The sequence below is a fragment of the Peribacillus sp. R9-11 genome, from assembly GCF_031345095.1.
Lineage (GTDB): Bacteria > Bacillota > Bacilli > Bacillales > DSM-1321 > Peribacillus > Peribacillus butanolivorans.
Map to the genome: position 1 here is coordinate 4,346,545 of NZ_CP133763.1, position 15,764 is coordinate 4,362,308.

Annotated in this window: 17 protein-coding genes; 4 read left to right on the plus strand and 13 right to left on the minus strand. The window is 39.4% G+C overall.

Annotated features, from left to right (window positions below; genetic code table 11):
- The first annotated feature begins 170 nt into the window (after positions 1–170).
- Positions 171–488 carry a PepSY domain-containing protein gene (locus tag RE409_RS21120; protein WP_053347337.1) on the plus strand — a complete coding sequence of 106 codons (318 nt, stop codon included), beginning with the start codon at positions 171–173 and terminating at the stop codon, positions 486–488.
- A 46-nt stretch (positions 489–534) separates the two neighbouring features.
- Here RE409_RS21120 and RE409_RS21125 read toward each other — a convergent pair whose 3' ends face one another.
- Both RE409_RS21125 and trmB read right to left on the minus strand, forming a co-directional pair.
- Positions 535–1,380: a YtnP family quorum-quenching lactonase gene (locus tag RE409_RS21125; protein ID WP_201250566.1), complete on the minus strand. Its 846-nt coding sequence runs from the start codon at positions 1,378–1,380 to the stop codon at positions 535–537.
- Between the two features lie 220 nt (positions 1,381–1,600).
- Positions 1,601–2,239 carry a tRNA (guanosine(46)-N7)-methyltransferase TrmB gene (gene trmB, locus RE409_RS21130; RefSeq protein WP_053348155.1) on the minus strand — a complete coding sequence of 213 codons (639 nt, stop codon included), beginning with the start codon at positions 2,237–2,239 and terminating at the stop codon, positions 1,601–1,603.
- A 264-nt stretch (positions 2,240–2,503) separates the two neighbouring features.
- Between trmB and RE409_RS21135 the strand changes: the two genes are divergently transcribed.
- On the plus strand, positions 2,504–2,779 hold the full coding sequence (locus tag RE409_RS21135) for a YtzH-like family protein (protein WP_201250565.1): 276 nt from the start codon (positions 2,504–2,506) through the stop codon (positions 2,777–2,779).
- On the opposite strand, the gene RE409_RS21140 is transcribed toward RE409_RS21135, so the two are convergent.
- The 4 genes from RE409_RS21140 to thpR form a co-directional block, all read right to left on the minus strand.
- Positions 2,780–3,562 carry a phosphotransferase family protein gene (locus RE409_RS21140; RefSeq protein WP_201187993.1) on the minus strand — a complete coding sequence of 261 codons (783 nt, stop codon included), beginning with the start codon at positions 3,560–3,562 and terminating at the stop codon, positions 2,780–2,782.
- A 306-nt stretch (positions 3,563–3,868) separates the two neighbouring features.
- Complete coding sequence (locus tag RE409_RS21145) at positions 3,869–4,813, minus strand: diacylglycerol/lipid kinase family protein (RefSeq protein ID WP_201253834.1); 945 nt, start codon at positions 4,811–4,813, stop codon at positions 3,869–3,871.
- Positions 4,800–5,807: an NERD domain-containing protein gene (locus tag RE409_RS21150; protein ID WP_201250563.1), complete on the minus strand. Its 1,008-nt coding sequence runs from the start codon at positions 5,805–5,807 to the stop codon at positions 4,800–4,802. The genes RE409_RS21145 and RE409_RS21150 overlap by 14 nt, the downstream gene beginning before the upstream one ends.
- Before the next feature lie 24 nt (positions 5,808–5,831).
- A complete protein-coding gene (thpR, locus tag RE409_RS21155; protein ID WP_201223366.1) occupies positions 5,832–6,386 on the minus strand; it encodes an RNA 2',3'-cyclic phosphodiesterase in 555 nt (184 codons plus the stop codon).
- A gap of 513 nt (positions 6,387–6,899) precedes the next feature.
- On the opposite strand from thpR, the gene RE409_RS21160 reads away from it, so the two are divergent.
- Together RE409_RS21160 and RE409_RS21165 are read left to right on the plus strand one after the other, a co-directional pair.
- Positions 6,900–7,277, plus strand: coding sequence for a hotdog family protein (locus RE409_RS21160; protein WP_152952308.1), 378 nt, complete (start codon positions 6,900–6,902; stop codon positions 7,275–7,277).
- A 149-nt stretch (positions 7,278–7,426) separates the two neighbouring features.
- Positions 7,427–7,639, plus strand: coding sequence for a hypothetical protein (locus RE409_RS21165; RefSeq protein WP_309558016.1), 213 nt, complete (start codon positions 7,427–7,429; stop codon positions 7,637–7,639).
- 199 nt (positions 7,640–7,838) lie between these two features.
- Here RE409_RS21165 and RE409_RS21170 read toward each other — a convergent pair whose 3' ends face one another.
- From RE409_RS21170 to RE409_RS21200, 7 genes are all read right to left on the minus strand, one after another.
- Positions 7,839–9,083, minus strand: coding sequence for an Nramp family divalent metal transporter (locus RE409_RS21170; protein WP_201186232.1), 1,245 nt, complete (start codon positions 9,081–9,083; stop codon positions 7,839–7,841).
- 499 nt (positions 9,084–9,582) lie between these two features.
- Positions 9,583–10,395 (minus strand): energy-coupling factor transporter transmembrane component T family protein, encoded by an 813-nt coding sequence (locus RE409_RS21175; RefSeq protein WP_201223364.1) that lies wholly within the window; start codon positions 10,393–10,395, stop codon positions 9,583–9,585.
- Entirely contained in the window at positions 10,388–11,263 is an 876-nt protein-coding gene (locus RE409_RS21180) for an ATP-binding cassette domain-containing protein (protein ID WP_201253836.1), read from the minus strand. The genes RE409_RS21175 and RE409_RS21180 overlap by 8 nt, the downstream gene beginning before the upstream one ends.
- Positions 11,248–12,063 (minus strand): energy-coupling factor transporter ATPase, encoded by an 816-nt coding sequence (locus RE409_RS21185; protein ID WP_098175744.1) that lies wholly within the window; start codon positions 12,061–12,063, stop codon positions 11,248–11,250. The genes RE409_RS21180 and RE409_RS21185 overlap by 16 nt, the downstream gene beginning before the upstream one ends.
- Positions 12,064–12,077: 14 nt before the next feature.
- The gene (locus tag RE409_RS21190) at positions 12,078–12,929 is read right to left on the minus strand and encodes an SDR family NAD(P)-dependent oxidoreductase (RefSeq protein ID WP_201253837.1); all 852 of its coding nucleotides are present in this window, start codon (positions 12,927–12,929) and stop codon (positions 12,078–12,080) included.
- Between the two features lie 119 nt (positions 12,930–13,048).
- Positions 13,049–14,224, minus strand: coding sequence for a thiolase family protein (locus tag RE409_RS21195; RefSeq protein WP_201186239.1), 1,176 nt, complete (start codon positions 14,222–14,224; stop codon positions 13,049–13,051).
- Positions 14,221–15,735, minus strand: coding sequence for an AMP-binding protein (locus RE409_RS21200; protein WP_201223360.1), 1,515 nt, complete (start codon positions 15,733–15,735; stop codon positions 14,221–14,223). The genes RE409_RS21195 and RE409_RS21200 overlap by 4 nt, the downstream gene beginning before the upstream one ends.
- Positions 15,736–15,764: the final 29 nt, after the last annotated feature.

Below are 15,764 nucleotides of genomic sequence, written 5' to 3' on the forward strand. Positions count from 1 at the left end.
ACTCCTTAACTATGTGTTATTTATTACTATTTTACATAACTTAGAATAATGTTACACTTGAAAGTTCTAATTTATCAGTTAATGGTTAAAATTTCAAATTATTAGTCAAATAAAGAGTTCTTCTGTATACTAGAAAGCGTGATGGAAAAAAAGCAATGGAGGAGAAATTCATGAATTGGAAAACGTTTTTACTAGGCACTGTAGCTGGGTTCGCTGCCGGCTATGCGACAAAACAAATTTTGGATCAATCAAGTAATCCTTCTCCGGATAAAGTGTTAGCCCAAGTGAAGGAAACAGTCAAAAAGGACGGAAACATATATGGCTCATGGATTTTGATGAAGCCGGAAAACTACAAAAAAAATAATTTAGACTATGAAGTGTATAAAGGCGGCATTACTAGAAACACAGAGGGAAAACGCGAGCAATTCGAATTTGTAGCGGATGCCTCTACAGGAACAATTTTGGAGCTTAATGCGCAAAACGATTGAAACAAAAAGGAGGTCGTCAAAATGACGTCCTCCTTTTTTGTTATCCTTATCGCTTTCGTTTCAGTTCAGCCGTTATTTCTTTACCCGTTTCATTCCATTTTATGGCACAATAGTGAGCATCATGGTAAAAGCTGTACCACGACCCGTTTTCCAGTCCGGATTTCATCCACTTTTCCTTCGCCTGGATGGAAGTCATTGGGTAATCATCGTAAGCAAGTACCCAAAGTACATTCGCATGGGCATGTGTCGGCATAATATCAGCCATATGAATCAGCCTGTCCAAACCATCTTCAATGATGATAATCGCATGTCCATCACTATGTCCGCCGGTATGAATCATTTTTATGCCTTCAGTGATTTCTTTCTCTCCATTAAACGGGCGAACAAGTGAAGCAACAGCTTCCCAGTTTTCTGACCAATATGTACTTTTTGAACGAATATTCGGGTTTTGCATTTCCTTCCATTCAATTTGAGTCGTAATAATTTCTGCGCGTTCGAAAACAGGAACCCAAGCTTCACCTTCACGTTTCGTCAATCCGCAGGCATGGTCGAAATGCAGATGAGTCATTAAAATGTAATCGATATCATTTGGTTGAATCCCAAGCTTGCCTAAATCCTCAATGAGTTGGGATTCTTCCGTTACCCCAAAATTTCGTTTTTGCTTGTCATTCATCTTCCCATTACCAATTCCGGAATCTATAAGCATATTTAATCCATTTGCCTGAACTAAAATCGGATCCGTCCTCAACTCAATCTGGTTATTTTCGTTAACCGGATATTTCTTAGACCAAAGCGGTTTCGGTACAACACCAAACATCGCACCGCCATCCAAGTGGGTTACACCACCATTCAGCCATGTTAATTTAATTTCCCCTATTTGCAAAGTTTCCATTTTTACCCCTCCTCTCTCTTTAGTTTAACATCCGCTTCCATTTATTGAAATTGATAACATCCAGCTCTTTATTTCCCATGAAAGGCATTGAAAGAGATTGCGAAAATATGGCCTAACCTTATTCAAAATGGAAGCGTCATAATCACTGACATCACTAATTTATCTAAATCTGCCCAAAAACAAAAAACCAGATGCTGTGCACCTGGTTTTTCATCAATTATTATTGAAACTTTGCTTCCAACCGGTAAATCCGATTGCCTTTACTCGAGAACTTCTCTTCATATTCAGTCATGATATTTCCTTCAAAGCTGCTGTTATGCAAATCAAGACTTACATATTTTAAAAGCATGCCGTACTCGGAAATACTCATCAAGGAAGACTCAAATAGTCCTTGGTTATCCGTTTTAAAGTGGATTTCCCCTTGATCTGGAAGAATGCCTTCATAGACCTCAAGGAAAGTTTTATACGTTAACCGGCGTTTGGCATGACGTGATTTCGGCCATGGATCAGAGAAATTCAAGTAGACGCGATCTACGTCACCTTTAGCAAAATATTCTCCTAAGTTCGCTGCATCAACATTTAACAACTTTAAATTTGGCACTTCTGCTTCAATTAACAAGTCGAGTGCCGCTACAATGACGCTTCTATATACTTCAATTCCAATGAAATTCACATCAGGATGGGCTTTCGCCATTTCTGTTATAAATCGGCCTTTTCCCGTACCCACTTCAATATATAACGGATTATCGTTACCGAATACTTCATGCCATTTACCTTTATGGCTCACTGGCTGCTGAATCACATATTGCGGAAAATCATTCAAACGGTCTTCAGCCCAAGGTTTATTTCTTAAACGCATGATGACACCCCTATTTATAATATAATCGTTCAAACCATAACACGAGTAGATGGATTCCTGCAAGCTGATTTTTTCAGGAACCGCCGGCGAGGGCCCATTCATTAAATAAAAAAACTGCCGGCCATCATGGCGACAGTCTCTGTAGTTTTCATGTATAAAACTTTCCGCAACACACACCATAAATAAGTGAAGGGCAGGGAAAATCACCTGAGAATCCCTTTTATCCAGGCTCACTTTTACTATTTAAGAAAGGAGTGGAATTATATGCCGCTATCCCACGAACATCAAATGGAACTATTAAAAGATATATTAACCAACCATCAAACAGACTGCTGCGGTTCCGTTTCTGAATGCGAACAGGTTGAGAGGCTCGTCAAATCCTTGATGATCAATATGGATATTGATAGTAACGTGAAAACAGTACTGACGGAGATTTACGAATACAGTCAGACAGGAATCGGTGCCGCCGATTTAGAAGCACATATAACAACCCACCAGAACGACTTGTCCCAATGGGTGGATGACATTGATCAATACTAATCAGCCAGCCATTAATAGCGTTTCAAGTTTATGAAGTAAATCGTTTCTTTCCTCGTACCGTTTTCTACGATGATGCCATTGGATGGAAAGCACAAGTTGTGAAACCGTGTGCCATTTCATCCTCATCTCCAGGCCTGCATCAAGCTTCTTGCCATAACGGGCAAGCCACTGATTCCATTCTTCCCTTGGGACGTAGGAATACAAGAGTATGCCCAGGTCAATGGCTGGATCGCCAATGACTGCTCCGTCCCAATCAATTAGAAACAATCCGTCAGTTTCGGTCATGAGCCAATTATTGTGGTTCACATCACAATGACAGACGACTTTTTCGTCGCATTCAATCAACAGAAGATTGTTCTGTAAAAAATGAATGGCTTGCTTGATAATCGGAATATCCGTAACATCCGAAGATAACCCGGTTTCTATTTCTGTAAGTATACTTTCAGGTCGTAAAGGGGATTTCCCAAGCCTTTTGAGCATGCTTAACAAAGGATCGGATTGATGAATTTTTTGAAGCAGCTTTGCGACTCTTATATTGTTCATTTCCTGCTGAGATAGCTCCCTGCCTTCCATCCAATGCTGGGCCGTAATTACATCCCCATTTTCCAGGCGTTTTGTCCACATTAACTTTGGAACAATGCCCTCAGCTGAAAGAACAGCTAAAAATGGCGATGAATTTCGTTTTAGGAAGAGCTTCTGTCCATCTTTCTCGGCAATAAAGGCTTCTCCTGTAGCTCCTCCAGCAGGGGATATATCCCACTCCTGACCTAATAAATGTTCCAACTGGTTCACCTTCGATTTCCTCGCTTAATTATACAAATGTGGGTACGTTTCACCTAGTGTATGTATTACCACTACTTTGAGTCCATGTTTAATAAAAAACCCGCCTGTTGGCGAAGCTGCGTGTATACGTGCATCGGGATGATACCCCGCAATTAAAAACATCCTCATATTAGAGAAATAAAAAAATAGCTATTGAGCAATTAAACAATAGCCATAAATTAAATTTTAGTTGAAATACCGTTTCTTCGTCAAGTACTATAAAACGATTATACGCATAAAACAACAACAAATAAATCATTTCAAAACTTATAATGAAATACGGCCATTAAACATGACACAGATTTTCTCTTTCAGAACCTCTACTGCTACTTCATCCATCCCAACAATTTCTCCATCTGACTGAATTTTTACTGACCCAAAATTCTTAATTTGAATCATTTTACCTGAAAAGAAATCAACGTTATTAATGTTTAGATGACCGCCCCATAAAACGGTGATAAATACGGTCAATAATTTCATAATCGAAATGTCATGGACTGCAATCACATCCAACATGCCATCGTCTGGCTTTGACTTCGGTGAAATTTTCATCCCGCCACCAAAGTAGGGCTGGTTTGCGATAACAATGAACCATACCTTTTTTAACTGATGTATGTTGCCATCAACAGTCAAATTCATATAACTAGGCTGATAAGTGAATAGCTTTTTTATAAAAATAAACAGATAAATTAATTTACCCGTTTTCACAAGATTAAACCATTTTTTTAGAGGAGAACGGTCCGCTTCATAAGATATTTCAGCATCAATACCCATTCCAAGGCTGTTCATAAAATAACCGGTCTGACCATTCGTCTCAAACTGCCCGATGTCAATAACCCTGACGACATTATCCTGAAATAAAGAAAGGGCTTCCTCTGCACTCTTGGTTTTCTGAACTCCCCTTACATAATCATTGCCAGACCCAGCTGCAAGGGAGCCAATGATTGCATGAGGAAACTCAGCAGCACCATTTACCAATTCATGTAAGGTACCATCTCCCCCAACTGCAATCATTCGGGTTTTCTGATTAGTCTGGGAAAGAATTTCCTTCGTCAACCTTAACGCATGCCCTTTTTCTTTCGTAAAAAAGACCTCATAGGGAACATCTTCTGATTTCAGTATTTCCTCGACCTTTTTCCAGGTTTTAATACTTCCTTTATTTCCGGCCATTGGATTGACAATGAAATACATCGTTTCATTAAGGCGCTGCATGCCCTTTTCCCTCTGCTTGATTATTATCGGTATCCCATTCTGGTCGTATGCTTGAAGTAGTTTGGCAATATTCCAGCAAAGCCTGCGCACCTTTTAACTGCTGAGCCTTAAGGGGAGAAGAAATTGTCCGCATCCTTTCAAACCATTCCGGGAATGTCCGTTTATCCAATATATCGATATCATACGGCGTTTCCGGGTAATCCACATATCCATTTCGGGAGAGAACCACTTTTTTTATCGGCAAGTTCACTTCATATAGTTCAAATAACTGGGAGACGATGTTTCCCATCCGATTGACAGCCAATAATGGATTGAGCACTTTTTTGTCAGGATACTTATGATGCCGGCGGACCCAGAATCGATCGCTCGATCCAATAAAAGCCGAATCTTCCTCCGCTTCCAAAAATGTGATGCACCAGGCATCCACAGGCGTTAATAAAATGACATCGACTTCGACAGGCGCATTTTTCAATAGAAAGATAGGTTTGTATAAAACGAGAAACGTATCCGGAAACCGCTGCAGAAAAAAGCGGAGCCTTTCATCCAAAAAGAATGATTGGTCCACAAATGACTTTTCACGAAGCGTCGAGCTGCCCCATTTCATTTGAAATCGGAGCAGCTGATTTAAAAAATTCTGTTTTAATTCATCCAGATTAGCTGGATTAGAGGGAAATCTTAATGAAAAGACATTTTCATTTCTAGCCAGGTTCGGTATTTGTTGCTCCTCGACCTCTAGCGCTTGTTTATCTGAACGGTGGAATAGGCCTTTCACCTTGTTGAACAGGCCCCGTGGCTCCTCATGAGGTGTATCGTCCTGTACAAGGGTTTCCATTACATCAGGTTGGCTATACAGCTGATTTAGCTCGCCCGCGTGATAAGCAGCCTTCAATTTATCCCATTGCTGTTTTTTTAATTTTGCAAATTGTGTTGGATATCGATAAATATCCTGCTCATACCGAGAAATATAATCCTGCATTTTTATGAGCTGTGCCATTCGAACACCACCCATCTTCCTCTATTATTGAAGGTTTATTGTAAAAATCTGTTCGTATGAAGGGGAAGCTCCAAGATGTGTTTGATAAAGCGCAATCTGAGCTGCTTCAAAATGCTTAGTCTCCAAATTTGCTATCTGCCGGACCCTTTCTATCGAAAAGAGACTCTCACCCTCGAATTTTCTTGCCAGCGTTATATGCGGCTTAAACTGTTTTTTATCCAGTTCAAAGCCGGCCTGCACACACGATTCATAGATTTTTCTTTGAATGGTAAAAAGTCTGTCTTGCTGTTTGACACCTGCCCAAAGAATTCTTGGGCTCTCATTTTTTCCAAAAACCCCAATATCCCCGAGTTCAAGGTCAAACATGGTCTCATTGGCAAGCTCACTTTCCATTCGCCCTAGGGCATCCTTTTTCATAGAATCAGGAGCATTCCCTAAAAACGCCATCGTAATATGATAATCGGCTTGATGCAGCCATTTCTTAAATGGAAACTCCGATTTAATTTGTTCTGTTGCATCATTTAAATAAGTCTTTATATCATCAGGTAATACCAAAGCAAAGAAAAAATGAGTATTCATTCGTCACTATCATTCCTTCCTGTTCTCCATTTAATTTTACCATAATTCCAATTGGGAATACCTGCCTTTAACTTGCATTCAGGGAATTCCTTTAAGCAAAAAAAAGACTGAAAGTTCTCAGTCTTTCCTTTACAGCAATTCTTTATGCCATCTCGTTATCGCAGGTTCAATGTCTCAACCAACTTGCCTTTTTTACATACATACCTGCAGTCTGGTTGCCGTCGACAGTATTCTTCACCTGGCAGAATTATAAAATTCGCTGACTTGCCGATATCCACCCAATAATCATGGGTAATCCCAAATGCCATTAACATAATAGGTAAATTTACGAAGGAATTTTGTAAACCTTAACTAAAATTCCTGACTATCACCGAATTTTACGTAAAGTTTAATCACATAACGTTCGAATAACCACATGTATTTTATTATGAATGGTTATTCATTTATTGTTTAAACGTGTTATATTTTATATGTTAGACATTGGAAATCTAGATATTTTAGGGAGGAAGAAACATTATGCTGAAACCTGGGGATGTATATACGTGGGAACGGACCTTTACTGAAGAAGAAACGTTACAATTCGCTGAACTTTCAGGAGACCAAGGCAGACATCATATGGAACGCGATGAAAAAGGGCGATTAATGGTACATGGATTATTAACAGCAAGTATAGGGACTAAAATCGGAGGCGATTTGAATTACATCGCCCGTGAAATGGTCAATGAATTCATTCGTCCTGTATTTACAGGCGACACCATTACATGTGAGTTAATTTTGACAGAAGTAGAACAGATGGAAGGTTTCAAAAAAATTGCCCTTAAATTCGTTTACCGCAATCAAAAGGAAAAGGAAGTTTTGATTGGGACAAGTCACGGTATTATCAGGGATTAATCGGAGCCAAGGACGGATTATCCTATGTGAAGGTCGAATTAATTAATCGCACGGTCGAATTAATCTGGTGAAGGTCGAATTAATTAATCGCACGGCCGAATTAATCCGGTGAAGGTCGAATTAATTAATCGCACGGTCGAATTAATCTGGTGAAGGTCGAATTAATTAATCGCACGGTCGAATTAATCTATGTGAAGGTCGAATTAATTAATCGCACGGTCGAATTAATCTATGTGAAGGCCGAATTAATTAATCGCACGGTCGAATTAATCTATGTGAAGGTCGAATTAATTAATCGCACGGTCGAATTAATCTATGTGAAGGCCGAATTAATTAATCGCACGGTCGAATTAATCTGGTGAAGGTCGAATTAATCAATTAAAGGTTCACATTCAGCATGTCAGCCTCCATCTGACTGTTAAAAGCAACGGAAAAAGGACCAGTACCTGGTCCTTCAACTTTTCTTTCATTCTAATTAATGCTATGGGAATAAGACTGTACCGAAACATGCTGCTCCATAAAATCCACGTTCCATTCTCCAGACATAATCTTTCCTTCTCTTTAGCTGAAAATTGTTTCATAAAGCAGAAACAAATTCAGCCCGATAATAAGTACAGCGATAAGCCCGGCTATGCTGGAGGTGACTTTATGATTGACTAGATTGCCCATAACTTTTTTATTGCTCGTAAACATGATTAACGGAATTAGAGCAAACGCAATTCCAAACGAGAGAACCACTTGACTCATCACAAGTGCTTTAGATGGGTTTACTCCCCACAATATAATGGCTAAAGGAGGAACTGTCGTAATGACTCTTCTCAAATAAATCGGTATATGCCTTTTAATAAAACCCTGCATGACTACATCACCTGTCATCACACCAACGGAAGAGCTTGATAATCCTGCAAACAATAGTCCTATCCCAAAAAACATCGCCACAGAAGGTCCAAGCAGGGCACCAAATTGTTGATACGCAACATCTAAATCCTCAACAAGTATTCCACTTTTATGAAACAAAGCTGCTGAAACAATTACCATGGCGGCATTGATTGCACCTGCAATAAGCATAGCTATAATAATATCGATTAGCTCAAAACGAAAAATCTTTTTTCGTTCTAAATCGTTTTTACCGACAATTCTTTTCTGCGTTAAAGAAGAATGAAGGTAAATCGCATGTGGCATGACGGTCGCTCCAAGCATGCCCGCAGATAGTAAAATACTATCTACCCCCTCGAATTTTGGAGTGAAGAGTCCCAGAACAACTGCAGAAGTATCAGGTTTTGCATAAAAAACTTGAGCCCCAAATGCAATAACTACTACAAAAATCATGACCGTGATCAAGGCTTCGAATGTCCGATATCCTCTACGCTGGATTTCCAATATGGCAAAAGAGCCTATCGCCGCAATAATGGCAGATGTGATAAGCGGCAGATCAAAAAGCAAATAGATTCCGAGTGCCGCACCTATAAATTCAGCCAAATCGGTTGCCATGATAACCGCTTCAGCCTGCAGCCATAATAAGAAAGATGTCTTTTTTGAAAATCTCTCCCTGCATAGCTCAGGAAGATTTTTCCCTGTGGCAATTCCTAATTTAGCAGACAATGATTGGATTAGAACAGCCATTAAATTAGAGGCAAAGATAACCCATAATAATGTATAACCATATTTAGAACCTGCTGTAATATTTGTAGCATAATTCCCTGGATCAATATAGGCTACAGCGGCTATAAATGCTGGACCTAGATAAGGAAGCAGTTTTTTAATTCCCCTAGAAGAGGATTGATGTAATTCACCATAATCAGACATAACTATTTCAACTCCTTTTTACACGCAACTCAAAATGTTGCGATAGGTAAACTTTTTAAGTTATAAGCAAGTATATTCCTGAATCTTGAAAATGTCAAAAGGAACAAACTGATAATATTGGAAGCAGTTTTGCGGTAAAAGTTGAAGAACAAGCCTGATCGAGGGCGAATAATAAAATTAAAACCGGCTTAGTGAACATTGTCATTTCTCGATAGCATGTAATCTTTTTTTGGTAGCTAAAACAAAAAAACTGAAAACCTATTGGTGTTTCCAGTCGCAAAGGGGGATAGTTTAGACTCAGTTCCTCAAGCCCAAATAAAAATGTCTTTCAAGAGCTAAGCAAGTGTCTTAAGCAATGTAAAAACGGGGAAATCGTCGGAGAGCCAAGCCTTTTGTTATAAAGCTGCATTTTAATTACATTTAATTCGACCTTATTGAATACTACGCTGAGTAAAGGCTAAGGAAGTCAATAATGAATTAACTCTAATAGCACAAGGTTTTATAACACTTCTCCTCCAACCTTCAGAAATAAAAGGCCCAATAAAACTAGCAATAAAATACTTAGTGTCCAATAATCTAAACTCTTAAATTTTAATAGTTTAAAACGAGTTCTATTACGTCCATCACGATAGGCACGAGCATCAATCGCAAGCGATAAGTTTTCGGCCCTTTGAATGGAAGTTAATAACAATGGAATAATGACCGGAATATAATTCGTAATTCTTTTAACTTTGCTTTGATGATCAAACTGCACACCTCTTGAGCGCTGTGCATCAATGATGCGGTCTAGCTCCTGAATAATAGTTGGGATAAATCGTAATGCAATCGACAGCATTAAGGCAAATTGTTCTACTGGTACATGCAGTTTTTTTAGAGGTCTCATGATTGTTTCTAGACCGTACGCTATATCTAATGGCTTTGTCGTTAAAGTTAATAATGAAGTCATCAAAACAAGGAGGACAATTTTCAATAGGACGCGGCAACCTTCGACAATTCCTTCCATATAAATATGCAAGTAGCCAAATTGAAATATTAGATTCTCCCCATTTGTTAAAAATAAATGATACACAAAAGTGAAGCTCAAAATAAATAGAATTGGCAATAATCCTTTTATAAAAAAGGATGGTGGAATTTTTGAACATGCTAGACAACCTAAAACAAGACAAGTTACTAGCACATAACTTATATAACTATGTAAGAAAAAAACCAATAACATAAAAATAGCTATGGCCATTAGTTTTGTTCGCGGGTCTAAACGATGTAAGATGGAATCTCTAGCGACATACTGACCAATAATGACATTTTCAATCATATTGGTATCTCCTTCCCTTTAGAAGTGTAAGTACTTGAGGCATCACATCTAATTCTTTCAAAGATGCTACCTGGATCCTTTGCCCTGTCACCTTCTCTATTGCTAGTAACAATTTCGCTGTATCGGGTATATCTAATCCCATGGATTGTAGTTCTTCCCTTTTATCCAAAAACAATGACATAGGGTTCATTTGAAATTGCAGCTTCCCTTTGTGTAACACAATGACTTCATCAGCATATTCCACTACGTCATTCATTTGATGTGTAATCAATATAACCGTATGATTGCCTTGTCGTCGCCACTCCTCTATGTTTTGTAAGATGCTCTGCCTACCGAGTGGATCTAATCCGGCAGTCGGTTCATCTAAAATAAGAATCTTGGGCTCTAACATAAGGACAGACGCAATCGCAACACGTCTTTTTTCTCCACCACTTAAATGAAGCGGAGATTTTTCTAGGTAACTTGCATCCAAGCCTACTAAATCAATTACTTGCTGTGCCTTATTTACGATAGCTTCTTTATGCCATCCTCTATTTCTAGGGCCAAAAGCTAGTTCTTTTAAAACAGTCGTTTCAAATAATTGGTGTTCAGGATATTGAAAAACAAGACCCACATCTGGAGAAATTGTCGGTTTTCCTTTTTTATTAGGTTTTATTAGCTTCCCATCCATCGTATTCTGGCCTACTGTCGGCCATAATAATCCTTGCATCACTTTGGCTAAAGTGGACTTTCCTGATCCCGTTTGCCCGATGATAGATACCCATGCTCCAGATGGAATGGTACACGAGATATCTGTTAATACTTGTTTTACTTCGCGAGTTGCAGGGCTGTAATAATCATATTGAATATGCTCTAGCGCGAGTTCCATAAGTATTCTACCATCCCTTCTATATCCGTTATATGCATTGGCACTTCTACTTCCTCCTGCTGCATCTGCATTTTCAATTTTAATGCAAAGGGTAATTCCAAACGACAGTCTATTAGCATCTGTGGCTTATGGAAGATTTCAAGCGGGGTTCCGGTAGACACAATCTGTCCTTGATTAATTACTATCACTTTTGTTGCTGATAACACTTCGTCCATATGGTGCGTAATATGCAAAATGGTAATACCTTCATTATGCAATTGACGCATGATGGATATAATTTGATGTCTCCCATCAGGGTCAAGCATGGACGTAGATTCATCAAAAATAATGAGTTTTGGTTCCATTGCTAATATCGCAGCAATGGCCACACGCTGCTTTTGACCACCAGAGAGTTTATGTGGCTCAGTCTCTCGAAAAGGAAGCATCCCTACTTTTTCAAGTGCAGCCTCTGCTCTTTCTACCATCTCACTGGGAGGACAGGCGATATTTTCAAGACCGAAGATTACTTCATCGAATACATTGGTCGTAATGAGCTGTTCTTCTGGGTTTTGAAAAATAATGCCTATTGATTTGCGAATTATTGCTAGATTTTCCTTTTGTTTTGTATCTAGGCCTTGAAACAAAACTCTGCCTTTTTTCGGTAATATCAGTCCATCTGCCAATTTGGAGATGGTCGATTTACCAGAACCGTTTGGGCCGACAATTGCCACAAACTCTCCCTTTTCTATTTGAAAAGAAAGTTTTTGAATAACATGCTTCTTATTAGGATAAGAAAATGATACATCTTCAAAACATAGCATAATGGAAACCTTCTTTAATCAGTAGTAGTGTCACGATGTGCATGCCATTTTGCTAGGAGCATATCTGCAGTTAGCCCCTGATCATTTGAGAGCATTCTTTGTTTAGGCTTCTCCCAAACACTGATTTTCGAGCCGTTCACACCAAATACTTCACCTGTTAATTCCGAATCGTCGATAGTCGTTAATAAATATATAAGATGTGCCACTTCATCTGCTGTGCCTACTTGCCAAAAGGGTGGAAACACTTCGTCATTCGCAGTACATTTAGCTTGAATATACTCAATAACAGACTTTGTCATATCAGTGAGCGCTGCAGGAGAAATCGCATTGACCCGAATATGGTCTTTTTTCAGCTCTTCTGCCAAAGTCCACGTCATACCGAGGATTCCCGCTTTTGCTGCACTATAATTCACTTGACCAACTGAGCCTAATAAACCAGCAGTTGACGTCATATTGATGATACATCCGCCTTGACCGCGTTCCTTCATAACATTTATCGCTGCCTTTGTACAAGCGAAAGTACCCGTTAAATGAACGTCTATCACATCCTGCCATTGAGCTGTCGACATATTGATGCATTTTTTATCGCGCACGATGCCAGCATTGTTCACCAATATATCCAACTGACCAAATGCGTCCATTAGCTGAGGGACGATTATTTCACCGCTAGACACCGTTGCTATAGACTCACAGATCCCAATAGCCTGCCCACCCAATGTATGAATTTCTGATACGACTTGTGCTACTTTTTCAGGATTTGTTCCATTGACACCTACAGCTGCTCCTTCTCTTGCTAAACGTAATGCAACGCTTCGTCCAATTCCCCGGCTAGCTCCTGTCACTAATGCCACTTTCCCTGTTAACATCCTGGATCCTCCTCTAAAAACCATCAGTATCCCATTTACTAGCGTTGAGCTCTTGGCACACAAATCACAGTGAATAGCTTATTCACTATATACGAAACTGTTAATGAAAATGGAAGGCTTCACTCCTTCGAAAATCGTTCAACTAATGTGGCTAGCCCAAGTCCGCCACCAATGCCAAGGGTTGCAAGTCCTCTCATAAATGGCTGCCGTTTCATCTCTGCGCAGAGTCTGGTCATTAAAATAGCTCCTGATGCTCCATATGGATGGCCAATGGCAATGGCACCACCACCACGATTGACCTTTAATTGCGGAATGCCTAGACTTTGAATGGATGCTAATACTTGAGAGGCGAATGCTTCATTAAACTCAACTATATCGATATCATCGGCTGTTAGGTCATTCCTAGCAAGGAGTTGATTGACGGCAGATACTGGACCTATGCCCAAATAATTTGGGTCTACACCAACTGCTTGCGCATCAATAAATTTCATTAGTGGCTGCAGTCCTAGTTCCTCGCATTTTTCTAAAGACATTATTAAAACAAGCGCTGCACCATCGTTGATAGGACATGCATTTCCTGCTGTTACAACACCATCATTTTTAAATACAGGCAATAACTGCTGTAACTTTTCAAAGCTCGTATTGGCTCGTGGACATTCATCTTCACTAATAATGATTGAATCTTTACCATACTGAACCGTGATCGGTACTATTTCATCGGTGAATCGTCCTTCACGTTGAGATTTTACAGCCTTTTCATGGCTGCCTAGCGCAAATAAATCTTGTGCTTTGCGGGAAATCCCATATTTCTCTGCAACATTTTCAGCCGCAATACCCATATCTGGATCGCCTATACTGTCTGGTGAAAAACGAGCACGCATATAAATTTCCGGCGGTTGATAGGTATAAAGCGAGGTTGGCTTTTTCATTCGCCAAGGTGCTCGACTAGTGCTTTCAACTCCACCTGCTAAATAAATATGACCTGCTCCGCTTTGAATCATACGGGCAGCCTGGTTCACTGCTTCTAACCCAGATCCACATTGACGGTCGACAGTCACACCAGGTACCGTGTAGGGTAAACCTGCTGTTAATAAAGCATTACGAGCAATATTTCCACCAGGTCCCACTGTATTACCAATGATCACATCATCAATCTCTGAAGCCGGAATATTATTTTCATGGATAAGGTGTTTTATGAGTGGTGCTAGTAAATCCTCTGGTTCTAGATTTTTGAATACACCACCTAATTTTCCTATAGGTGTCCTTTTCGCTTCTACAATAACAACTTCTCTCATCGGCACACCTCTATCATTTGTTGTTTTACAAGGTTACGCGCAATTTTCCCGCTACTAGTATAAGGAAATGCTGTGACTTCGATTAGTTCTTGCGGGGTTTTGTAGGATGCCAGATACTTCCGGCAATGGCTTTTTACTTCTTGTAAGTTGAGTGTGTATCCCTGTTTCCACTGTACAAGTACGATGACCTTTTCACCCCAGTAAGCATCAGGTAAACTTGTCACCATTACTGCTTCAATTTCCGGTAATTGCATCAATACCCGTTCAATTTCTTCCGGAAATATGTTCAGACCCCCACTTACAATCATGTTTTTTGCCCGACCTTCTATGTAAAGATAACCCTCTTCATCCCGCCTTGCGTAATCACCTAACTTTAACCAATTGTCTTTCAAAACATTATTTGTTTCATCCTCTTGCTGAAAATAACCCGAAAATATCATCTCACTTGAAACAAATAACTGACCCACTTCCCCTGTCTTCACTTCCTTGCCACCCATATCTCTAATTGAAATTTTCACTTGCGGAAATGGCTTACCGACTGTATCTGGCTTTAATCTATTATTTTGAGGCGTTAAATAGGAAATATAACTGGCCTCTGAAGAACCATAAAATTCATAAATATTCAGATTCGGAAATACTTCCATTACCCCTTCTTTAGAGGCTGCTGACCATTTTGCTCCTGAAGAAATAACCGCTTTTGGCACATAAAAAGGATGCGGAGCCCTCACTGCGTAATCCATTATTGCTGAAATCATAGTCGGAACAAGGAAAATAGTTGTCTCTTCTACGTGCTGACAAACTTTCAGTACATCAGCTGGTGTAAATTTACGTATAATATGAAAAGTCGCACCTATAAACAATGTTTGGATTGCTGCAAATAATGACAATGAATGGACAAGAGGTCCCGGTGCTAATATATGGTCACAGAACTTGAGATTAAATACCTTATTCGTTGAATAAAAGCTTTCTAGCCAAGATAAATGTGTACGAATATACCCTTTTGGTGTACCTGTTGTTCCTGATGTAAAACCTAAAAATAAAACTTCATTTATCAAAGGGGTTATAGGTTCTTCCGCTGCATTAGAAGCAAGCCAGTTTGAAAAATCGTCCTCCGTGCCATCTGGCTCAACTATTATAGTTGGAATACCTTCCTCTTCCACTTTATCCGCTAAACTTCCTTCGACAAACAACAAAGCAGGCTCACATTTTGTCAATACGTATCGAATTTCAGATGCACTCCATTTCGGATCAAGTGGCACAGGTATCAAACCAGCTTTGACTACTCCAACGAAGATTTGAATGAATTCAACACAATTAGACATTAATATGGCTATATTCGATTTTGATGAATGTTCCACATTCGACAAGCCATTTGCAATTTGATTCATCGAGTCAACTAAAGCACTGTATGTTAGTTGTCGAGTTCCAAGCTGCACTGCCACTTTTTCAGGACAGATGTCTTTGTACATCGTTATTTGGTCAGTTATATTCATGTTATTATTACCTTTCATTCACTTTATGCAATCAAATAAAGAAGAAA

Bases quoted from the DNA above. Each gene is read 5' to 3' on its own strand.
- thpR (WP_201223366.1), bottom strand. From the start codon at position 6,386: ATGAATACTCATTTTTTCTTTGCTTTGGTATTACCTGATGATATAAAG.
- RE409_RS21190 (WP_201253837.1), bottom strand. From the start codon at position 12,929: ATGTTAACAGGGAAAGTGGCATTAGTGACAGGAGCTAGCCGGGGAATT.
- RE409_RS21175 (WP_201223364.1), bottom strand. From the start codon at position 10,395: ATGATTGAAAATGTCATTATTGGTCAGTATGTCGCTAGAGATTCCATC.
- RE409_RS21185 (WP_098175744.1), bottom strand. From the start codon at position 12,063: ATGCTATGTTTTGAAGATGTATCATTTTCTTATCCTAATAAGAAGCAT.
- RE409_RS21195 (WP_201186239.1), bottom strand. From the start codon at position 14,224: ATGAGAGAAGTTGTTATTGTAGAAGCGAAAAGGACACCTATAGGAAAA.
- RE409_RS21200 (WP_201223360.1), bottom strand. From the start codon at position 15,735: ATGAAAGGTAATAATAACATGAATATAACTGACCAAATAACGATGTAC.
- trmB (WP_053348155.1), bottom strand. From the start codon at position 2,239: ATGCGTTTAAGAAATAAACCTTGGGCTGAAGACCGTTTGAATGATTTT.
- RE409_RS21135 (WP_201250565.1), top strand. From the start codon at position 2,504: ATGCCGCTATCCCACGAACATCAAATGGAACTATTAAAAGATATATTA.
- RE409_RS21145 (WP_201253834.1), bottom strand. From the start codon at position 4,813: ATGCAGCGCCTTAATGAAACGATGTATTTCATTGTCAATCCAATGGCC.
- RE409_RS21150 (WP_201250563.1), bottom strand. From the start codon at position 5,807: ATGGCACAGCTCATAAAAATGCAGGATTATATTTCTCGGTATGAGCAG.
- RE409_RS21170 (WP_201186232.1), bottom strand. From the start codon at position 9,083: ATGTCTGATTATGGTGAATTACATCAATCCTCTTCTAGGGGAATTAAA.
- RE409_RS21180 (WP_201253836.1), bottom strand. From the start codon at position 11,263: ATGGAACTCGCGCTAGAGCATATTCAATATGATTATTACAGCCCTGCA.
- RE409_RS21120 (WP_053347337.1), top strand. From the start codon at position 171: ATGAATTGGAAAACGTTTTTACTAGGCACTGTAGCTGGGTTCGCTGCC.
- RE409_RS21125 (WP_201250566.1), bottom strand. From the start codon at position 1,380: ATGGAAACTTTGCAAATAGGGGAAATTAAATTAACATGGCTGAATGGT.